Annotated in this window: 1 protein-coding gene; it reads left to right on the top strand. The window is 46.2% G+C overall.

The window, feature by feature from the left end:
* The coding region (locus GNY06_RS05065) for a transposase (RefSeq protein WP_176589968.1) at positions 1-325 on the top strand (325 nt) is incomplete at both ends.

Here is a 325-nt window from a genome sequence, read left to right as displayed (position 1 = left end):
CTGAAGAAACGCGGTGTGGAAGATATTATGATTGCCTGCATAGACGGCCTGAAAGGTTTCCCCGAAGCGGTTGAGGCTGTATTTCCTAAAACCAGGGTACAACTTTGCGTGGTTCATCAAATCCGCTCCTCCATGCGCTATGTTCCTGACAGGGATAAAAAAGCGGTTATGGAGGATATGAAGCCAATCTACAAGGCGAATAATGAAGAGCAGGGATATCAAAGGCTGCTTGCCTTTGAAGAGAAGTGGGCAAAAAAATATCCCCTGACCTGCAAATCCTGGCTGGACAATTGGTTAAATCTCTCAGCATTCTTCGAGTACGATG

It is taken from the genome of Elizabethkingia argenteiflava, assembly GCF_009904105.1.
In the GTDB taxonomy this organism is placed as follows: domain Bacteria; phylum Bacteroidota; class Bacteroidia; order Flavobacteriales; family Weeksellaceae; genus Elizabethkingia; species Elizabethkingia argenteiflava.
Note: the sequence above shows the minus strand (reverse complement) of the source record. Positions and strands in the feature narration are given on the sequence as shown.